This window comes from Streptomyces sp. BB1-1-1 (genome assembly GCF_031597775.1).
Classification (GTDB): domain Bacteria; phylum Actinomycetota; class Actinomycetes; order Streptomycetales; family Streptomycetaceae; genus Streptomyces; species Streptomyces thinghirensis.
The window spans coordinates 4,798,806-4,807,250 of sequence record NZ_CP134203.1; the positions used below are offsets into that span (position 1 = coordinate 4,798,806).

Consider the following 8,445-nt stretch of genomic DNA (forward strand, 5'->3'; position numbering starts at 1 on the left):
CGAAGGGAGCGTCGTGCGCGCGCACGGAACGCGGAGCCGATCGTCCGACGAGCGGGACGCGACGAACCGCCAGCTGGCCGCGGTGAGCGCGCCCGTCCAGCGGATGCTGGACCTCCAGCGCCTGGCCGGGAACGCGGCCGTGGCCCGGTCCGTCGAGGCGGAGCGGCACCAGCACGGCCCGGGGTGCGGGCACGCGGCGCCGACCGTGCAGCGCCGGGAAGCCCCGCACGAGCACGGGCCCGGCTGCGGGCACGGAGCTGTGGAGGACACCGGTCCGACGGCTCAGCGCAGCCTCCTCGACGCCGCCAGGAACACGCCGAGCACGTCGCTCCCCGGGGCCTTCCTCGCCAAGGCGAAGCCGTTCTTCCAGAACGACCGGCTCTCCGAGGGGCGGGTGCACGACAACCCGATAGCCCAGCGCGCCACAGCGGCGCTGGGCGCCGAGGCCATGACGGTCGGCAAGCACATCTTCCTCGGTCCGAAGGCCGTCGGTAACACGAAGACCCTCGCCCACGAGGCCAGCCACCTCGACAAGAACATCCGCGGCATCCCCGAGACGGGCAACAACCACGGTGCCGGCCTCACCGTCACGGACCCCGGGCAAGGCTCCGAGCGGGCGGCGGACACCGACAGCGACGCCTTCATGTCCGGAGCCGGCACCGCCCCGTCCGTCGTCGCCCAGCGAAGCGTCGGGGAGCAGGCGGGCGACACGGACCAGGCCGTCCAGCGGAGCACGGGGGACACGGGCGGTGGCACGGTGCAGCGGGCCGGGGACGACGCGCTGCGCACTGCCCGGAACCCGGCGGAGATGATCGCCGCCCTGGAGGCGTCGGGGCATTCCAAGGACGACGCCTGGGAGCTGATGCAGTACATGGGAAAGCAGCAGTTCCCCGCCGGTGAGGGACAGGCGGACTTCGACATGCTTTCCCACATCAAGGACGTCGAGAAGCACAGGATCCCCCCTGTCCGCAAGACCGCGTCCCAGGGCCTGCTGGCCAAGCGGTGGACGATCCGCCACTACACGGGTGATGACCCGAAGTCCCCGCCGACCTTCCGGGACATCATGTCGACATACGACAACGCGAAGGCCGGAGGGGCGAGCGCGAACACGAACGTCGCGGACTGGCGCTCGCTGGGCAACATCAAGTTCTCGTTCTACCTGGTGGCCGTCGACGGCAAGGTGCCCGACCGCAACTGGCTCAACAACAAGCACTGGTACGCGGAGTGGGACCTGGACAGCATCCCGGACTGCTGGGTCTCCGCGGACCTGCTGGAGCGAATGAACAAGAACATGGATGCGGACGGAGCGCGCGAGGCGCTCAAGGGAGCCCGGGCGTTCCGGGGATCCGGCACGAAGCTGAAGGAGCTGTTGGCGGCCTCGGCTTTCGGAGCGGGAAACGAACCGGCCGCGGCACTGGACGCCGCGATCGGCGGAGCCTTCGAACTCAAGGTGCCGAACGGCCTGCCGGTCAGCAAGTGGCACCCCAGGTGAGAACGGTCCGCGCGGGGACGTGAGGGCAGACGGCCCGGCCCTCGCGACCACCCGGCCTGCCCCCCCGGATCGGGACGTGACGTCGCCTGCGCCCGTAGCGTCGGTGTGTGAGCCTTTGGACTTCTCTGGAGCCCGCGTCCGCCACCGTTGATCCCGGCAGTAGCACGCGTGTGCGGCTGCGGGTGCGTAATACCGGTGATGTGGTGGACGAGTACCGGTTCGAGCCTGTGGGGGACATCGCGCCCTGGACGACGGTCGAACCGCAGACCCTGCGCCTGTATCCGGGGACGACCGGCACGGTCGAGTTGACCTTCGCGCCGCCGCGGACGCCTGACGCGGTGGCGGGGCCGAATCCGTATGCGGTGCGGATCACGCCGACGGAGCATCCGGATGCGGTGACGGTTCCGGAGGGGAATCTGACGATCACGCCGTTCACGGAGGTGCGGGCGGAGTTGGTGCCGCCGACGGTGAAGGGGCGGTTTCGGGGGCGGCCGCGGCTGGCGGTGGACAATCTCGGTAATACGAAGGTGACGGCGTCGGTTTCCGGGAGTGATACCGGGGATCATCTGTCGTACGAGATCCGTCCGGGGAATGTGCAGATCGAGCCGGGTCGGGCGGCGTTCGTGGAGACGACGTTGAAGCCGCGGCAGATTATCTGGTTCGGGTCGAAGGAGGAGCGGCCTTATTCGCTGGCGGTGCGCCGGTCGGGGGTCGAGCCGACGGAGGTCGAGGGGACGTATGTCCAGCGTGGGTTTCTGCCGGGTTGGCTGGCGGCGTTCTTCGGTATCGCGTTGGCGTTGACGATCGCGTTCGTGATGATCTGGATCGCGTACAAGCCGCAGGTCCGCACCAGTGCAACGGATCAGATCGAGCAGGCGGGCAGTGCGCTGGCGCCGAGTCCCAGTGCCAGTGCCGGTCCGGAGACGCTGCCCAGCGCGGCGGAGTCGGCCCCCGAAGTGCCGAAGGCGCCCGAGCAGCCGGCCTCCGAGGAGACCAAGGGCGACGGCGGCGGAGGCAAGGGCGACGGCGGTGGCGGTGGCGGTGAGTCGAAGAAGGCCGATCCGCCCAAGCCCCGGACCGCGGCCACGGCGGTGAAGGAGATCGCCGCCCGCAGCGAGGGCCGGCACGTCTGCTACCGCGCCTACGTGGCGGACCAGGGATGGCAGGACCCGGTGTGCGACGGGGCCGAGGCGGGCACGGTCGGCAAGAACCTGCCGATCAAGGCCCTCAACATCGCCGTGGCGGGAACCGAGGGCGTCACCGGCAACGGGGCCCACGTCGTCGAGGGGTGGCTGACCGGCTCCAAGTGGGCGAGTGCCGCCGACGGAGTCGACATGTACCTCGGCAGTTCCAAGGAGGCGGTCTCGCCTCTCCAGGGGTTCACCCTGAAGACGTCGCGAGGCACCGTCTGCCCGAACACCCACGTGAAGGACAAGGGCTGGCTGGAGCAGGGCTGCACCAAGTCCGCGGACTGGCGGTACTTCGGCAGCCCGATGGACCAGAAGCTCCAACTGGAGGCCGTCCGCATCACCGTGTGACCGAGGCCCAGGAGGGCAACCCGGTCTGCCCTCGGGGCTCCTGACGGTCGATCGGAACGCGCGTAGCGTCGGTGTGTGAGCCTTTGGACTTCTCTGGAGCCCGCGTCCGCCACCGTTGATCCCGGCAGTAGCACGCGTGTGCGGCTGCGGGTGCGTAATACCGGTGATGTCGTTGACGAGTACCGGTTCGAGCCCGTCGGGGACATCGCGCCCTGGACGACGGTCGAACCGCAGACCCTGCGCCTGTATCCGGGGACGACGGGCACGGTCGAGTTGACCTTCGCGCCGCCGCGGACGCCTGACGCGGTGGCGGGGCCGAATCCGTATGCGGTGCGGATCACGCCGACGGAGCATCCGGATGCGGTGACGGTTCCGGAGGGGAACCTGACGATCACGCCGTTCACCGAGGTGCGGGCGGAGTTGGTGCCGCCGACGGTGAAGGGGCGGTTTCGGGGGCGGCCGCGGCTGGCGGTGGACAATCTCGGTAATACGAAGGTGACGGCGTCGGTTTCCGGGAGTGATACCGGGGATCATCTGTCGTACGAGATCCGTCCGGGGAATGTGCAGATCGAGCCGGGTCGGGCGGCGTTCGTGGAGACGACGCTGAAGCCGCGGCAGATCATCTGGTTCGGGTCGAAGGAGGAGCGGCCTTATTCGCTGGCGGTGCGCCGGTCGGGGGTCGAGCCGACGGAGGTCGAGGGGACGTATGTCCAGCGTGGGTTTCTGCCGGGTTGGCTGGCGGCGTTCTTCGGTATCGCGTTGGCGTTGACGATCGCGTTCGTGATGATCTGGATCGCGTACAAGCCGCAGGTCCGCACCAGTGCAACGGATCAGATCGAGCAGGCGGGCAGTGCGCTCGCGCCCAGTCCCAGTGCCAGCGCCGGCCCGGAGACGCTGCCCAGCGCGGCCGAGTCGGCCCCCGAAGTGCCGAAGGCGCCCGAGCAGCCGGCCTCCGAGGAGACCAAGGGCGACGGCGGCGGGGGCAAGGGCGACGGCGGTGGCGGTGGCGGTGGCGGGGAGCCCAAGAAGCCCGCGAAGAAGAAGCCCGTGGTGCCCGCCGAGAACGTCCTGCTGCGCAACGCCACCACCGGTATGTGCGCCGAACTCCCCGGGCGGGAGAAGGGCGAGATCAACGGCCCCGTCCAGCAGGCCGTCTGCGACGACACCGACGGGGACAACCAGATCTGGGACCTTGAGGTGAAGGTCGAGAAGGGCGGTCCCGGCGGGGCGGCTCTCTTCCAGATCCGGAACGTCAAGGACAAGCTCTGCATGGACCTGGGCGAGTTCGGTGCCCGGCCCATCACGACGCCCGTCTCCGAGTTCCACTGCGACGGCACGACCGGCGACAACCAGCTCTGGTGGATCGACAAGCAGCCCAGCGGCGACTACTGGATCCGCAACTTCGTCAGCGACAACAAGTGCCTGGACGTGAGCAACGCCAACGGCGGCGGCCTCTTCGCCCGGCTGACGATCTACAACTGCACCAACTCCGACGATCAGGAGTGGAAGATCGTCCCGGTGAAGAAGGACTGACGGGAAGAAGGACTGACGGTCACCAACCGCCTTCGCCGGGCACCAGCCGCCCGGCCTTGCGGTACTCGCGGCGGGCGCCCTCCAGGAGGTCGCCCGCCGTCACGTGGTCCCCGCGTCCGGCGGCGAGGTACGCGGCGGTGACCACCGCGCTGCGGATCGACCCGCCGGCCAGCTCGAAGTCCCGGGCCAGCGGGGCCGGGTCGATGCCGTCGGCGGACGGGACGTGCGACAGGCCGTGCCGCCACAGCGCGAGCCGCTGACCGGCGTCCGGGAACGGGAAGTCGACCACCAGGTCCAGGCGCCGGGTGAACGCCTCGTCGATGTTGGCGCGCAGGTTGGTGGCGAGCAGGGCGATGCCGTCGAAGGACTCCAGGCGCTGGAGCAGGTAGGCGCTCTCCATGTTGGCGTACCGGTCGTGCGAGTCCTTGACCTCGGAGCGCTTGCCGAAGACGGCGTCGGCCTCGTCGAAGAGGAGTACGGCGTCGGTGCGGTCGGCCTCCGTGAAGATCCGTTCGAGGTTCTTCTCGGTCTCGCCGACGTACTTGTCCACGATCGACGACAGCTGGACCACGTAGAGGTCGAGGCCCAGGTCGGCCGCCACCACCTCCGCCGACAGGGTCTTGCCGGTGCCGGACTCGCCCGCGAACAGGCCGAGGACGCCCCGGCCGCGTCCACCGCCCGCGCTGAGCCGCCAGTCGCCGAGGACGCGGTCGCGGTGGCGGGCGCGCAGGGCGAGTTCGCGGAGCTGGGTGAGAGGCGCTTCGGGCAGGACCAGGTCCCGCCAGTCCACGGCGGGACGGATCCGCCGGGCATGGCTCTCCAGGCCGGAGGCCGACTGCCGGCGGGCCGCGAGCCGGACGTGCTCGGCGGTGACCGGGCCGCCGTCGAAGGCGGCGAGGGCGCGGGCGGCGTGCGCGGCCCGCTGGATCCGGTCGCCGCCCAGGCGGTAGGGGGCGACGGCGGTGGCCAGGTCGAAGCCGTCGGCGTCCGGGCCCAGCGCGGCCCGCCAGGCGGCCGCTCCGCCGGCCCGGCGGCCCGGCGCGTCCAGGACCAGCGGGTCGTGGGGTGCCCAGTGCGGGTCGTACGGGCGGGGGTCCGTCAGCAGTACGGTCACGTCCGTCGCCGCGGTCAGCGCCCGTACCAGCGGGCCCGGTTGGCCGGGCAGGCCGGACACCACGACGGCCCGGCCGCCGAGGCGTGCCTCGCGCAGCAGCTCGGGAACGGCGGAGAGGTCGTCCTCGGGTCCTGAGCAGCACAGCGCGTCGAGGCCCGCGGCGCGCAGGACGGAGGCGAGGGCGGCCAGACCGTCACCCTCGCGCTGTTCGCGCAGGTAGACGGTGAGCGGGCCGTCGTGCAGACGTGCGGCCAGGAGGCGCGTGAAGTCCTCGGCGTCGGCACTCGCGGGCAGCGGGTCCGGCATCGGGTGCAGCCGGCCGAGGAGCGCGGCGTCCGGGGTGTCGTCGCCGAGCAGATGGCCGGCCAGCCGGTCCGGGACCCGCAACGAGCGGGTGAGGAAGGGCCGCTCGGGCTCCTCGACCTCCAGCAGTCCGAGCGCGCGCAGAGGCGCCGAGGCGTGGAAGCGGCCCCGGACCGCCGCCAGGTGGGCGGGCACCCCGCACAGGTCGAGGGCGAGGCCCACGGTGGCGCGGCGGCGGCTCACGTCGTCGTTGAGGTAGCCGTAGAGCGGCTCGAAGGTGCGGTCGACGTCGGGGGCGAGCGCGATCAGCAGGACGGCGGTGTCCAGCTCGGTCAGCCCCGCCCGCCCGGCCAGCAGCGCCAGCCGGTCACCGGACCCGCCCGGATCGTCGGCGGACGCGTGCGGTGGGGCGGCGTCGGCGCCTTCGGGAGCTTCGGCGGCAGCGGGGGCAGCGGCGGCTTCCGTGGCATCGGTGGCGTCGGCGGACGGCCAGGTGTGCAGCAGGTGGCGTACGGCGTCGTCGGACAGGTACAGGCCGCGCAGCGGGTCGTCGGCCGTGGGGTCGCTGGCGGCGCGGTGCTCGACCAGCGCGGTCACCCGTTCCCGCAGGGCGGCGAGGTGGGCGAGCAGGGCGTGCGCGGGATCGTCGTGCGGGTCGTGCGGGTCGTGCGGGACGTTCGGGGCGTACGCACCGGGGGGGTCGGACGGGTCGTGAGCCGGGGTGCCGGGGGCGGCTGCCGTCGCCTCCTCGGTGGGGGCGCTCACCGCTGGTCCGTGCGGTGGTTCACCGCGTCCTCGCGAGCGGTCGTGTCCCTGCGGGGGGCCGCGTCCTTGCGAGAGGCCGCGTCCTTGCGGGCGGCGCGGGCGGCGGCCACCTGGTGGGGACGGTGGGCGCGCTCGCTGGACTGCGCCGGTTCGCCGGGCAGTTCGCGCACCCGGACCAGCGCGCCCTCGGTGACCGGGGGCCCGGCGTCGTACTCCGGGAAGGCGGGGAAGGGGGCGGTCACCACCAGGTCCAGGGACGGTTTCAGCTCGCCGCCGAGGGCGGACCAGATCTCGGCGAGGGAACGGGACTCCGTCTGGGCGCCGGCCACCGTCAGCGGCATCGACAGCCCCAGCGCCCGGAGTGAGGCGGGGAGTTCGGAGGGCGGCAGGACCTCGCGCGGCAGCAGGGTCGCCAGTACGGCGGACAGCAGCCGGTGTTCGTCCTGCGGGGTCTTCGTCCAGGCCGTCACCAGGTACGACAGCCGGAACCAGCGCGGCGGCCGGCGGCGCCGCACCTCGATGTCCCGTTCGTCGCGCACCGACATGTGTCCGCTCTGACGCCGGGCCACGTCCTCGCGGATGTCGTACATATAGGCGTTGACCACGGGGGCGTTGCGCCGGGCCGCCCAGTCACGGGTGGGTGCCTCGAAGGACACGTCGATGCCCGAGCCCGTCAGCGCGCCACCGCCGAGGAGGCTCTTGAGGACCTCGTCCACCTCGTGGATCACTCTTGCGCTCCCGCCCTGCCGTCTCGCCGCAGCCGTCCGCCACTGTCCGTCACCGATCGTGCCCCGGGGGCCGTCCCGCCCGCAGGCGCGCCGGGGACGGCGGCCGGGCAGGCCGGGGTGCCCGCGCGGCCCCGAGGGGTCGCCTTCGATTGCCCGTTCGGTCAGATGTAGCCTTCCCGCAGGGCATAGGCCACGGCGTGCGCACGGTTGCGCAGATGGAGTCGCGTGGTGAGTCCGTGCATGACGTTCTTGACGGTCCGTTCGGAGTAGGACAGCTTGCCGGCGATCTCTCCGGTGTCGAGGCCCTCGGCGACCAGTCGCAGGACGTCCACCTCGCGGGGTGCGAGACCCAGCGAGGGGGCGCCGGGGCGGCCCGCCGCGCCCCGGTGCAGGGTGCCCACCTGGCTGATGAGCCGGCCGAGCAGGTCGGCGGGCAGGTCGCCGTCGCCGCGGGACGCGGCCAGTACCGCCTGCACCAGCCGGTGGGCGGTGGCCTCGTGCCGCCAGACGATGGCGCCGACGCCGCACTCGACGACGTCCAGCAGCTCGCTCTCCCGGATCGCGCCGACCACGAGCACGGCGCGCGCGCCCTCGCTGCGCACGATCCGGCGCAGCCGGGTGAGCGCCGCCTCGTCGAGCGCGTCCTCGATGAGCAGGGCCACCGTGCCGGGGCCGGACTCCTCGCGCAGATCGATCTCCGGGTGGCGGCGCAACTGGCTGACCGCGCCCTCGCGGCTGATCGGGTCCGGCGCGGACACCGCCACCGGGACGCGCCGGTCGGCGACGCCGACGGATCCGTCGGCGCCGAGACTGGATGTGGTGGTGGTCCGGGGTGAGTTGAACAACCGTTTCCCCCCTGTTCACGAGCCCGCCGTTCGGCGCAGGCCGGTAGCGGATGAGCGTGTTCCACACTTCTGTGACGGCTGGGGCTGCGCAATCGTGGAGCACCACGAGGCACACCACGAGACCAGT

At 72.0% G+C, this 8,445-nt stretch carries 6 protein-coding genes; 3 read left to right on the top strand and 3 right to left on the bottom strand.

Features of this window, described 5'->3' with window-relative positions; all coding sequences use genetic code 11:
• Window positions 1-13: 13 nt before the first annotated feature.
• From RI578_RS22115 to RI578_RS22125, 3 genes are all read left to right on the top strand, one after another.
• A complete protein-coding gene (locus tag RI578_RS22115) occupies window positions 14-1,492 on the top strand; it encodes a DUF4157 domain-containing protein (protein WP_310872673.1) in 1,479 nt (492 codons plus the stop codon).
• 107 nt (window positions 1,493-1,599) lie between these two features.
• Entirely contained in the window at window positions 1,600-3,030 is a 1,431-nt protein-coding gene (locus RI578_RS22120; RefSeq protein WP_310872674.1) for a hydrolase, read from the top strand.
• A gap of 75 nt (window positions 3,031-3,105) precedes the next feature.
• Window positions 3,106-4,563, top strand: coding sequence for an RICIN domain-containing protein (locus tag RI578_RS22125; RefSeq protein WP_310872675.1), 1,458 nt, complete (start codon window positions 3,106-3,108; stop codon window positions 4,561-4,563).
• 19 nt (window positions 4,564-4,582) lie between these two features.
• On the opposite strand, the gene RI578_RS22130 is transcribed toward RI578_RS22125, so the two are convergent.
• The 3 genes from RI578_RS22130 to RI578_RS22140 form a co-directional block, all read right to left on the bottom strand.
• Entirely contained in the window at window positions 4,583-6,745 is a 2,163-nt protein-coding gene (locus RI578_RS22130; protein WP_399061015.1) for an ATP-binding protein, read from the bottom strand.
• Window positions 6,742-7,473, bottom strand: a complete 732-nt coding sequence (locus tag RI578_RS22135) for a DUF4255 domain-containing protein (protein WP_310872676.1) — start codon at window positions 7,471-7,473, stop codon at window positions 6,742-6,744. Before RI578_RS22135 ends, RI578_RS22130 begins: the two co-directional genes overlap by 4 nt.
• Before the next feature lie 161 nt (window positions 7,474-7,634).
• The gene (locus RI578_RS22140; protein ID WP_399061018.1) at window positions 7,635-8,318 is read right to left on the bottom strand and encodes a LuxR C-terminal-related transcriptional regulator; all 684 of its coding nucleotides are present in this window, start codon (window positions 8,316-8,318) and stop codon (window positions 7,635-7,637) included.
• Window positions 8,319-8,445: the final 127 nt, after the last annotated feature.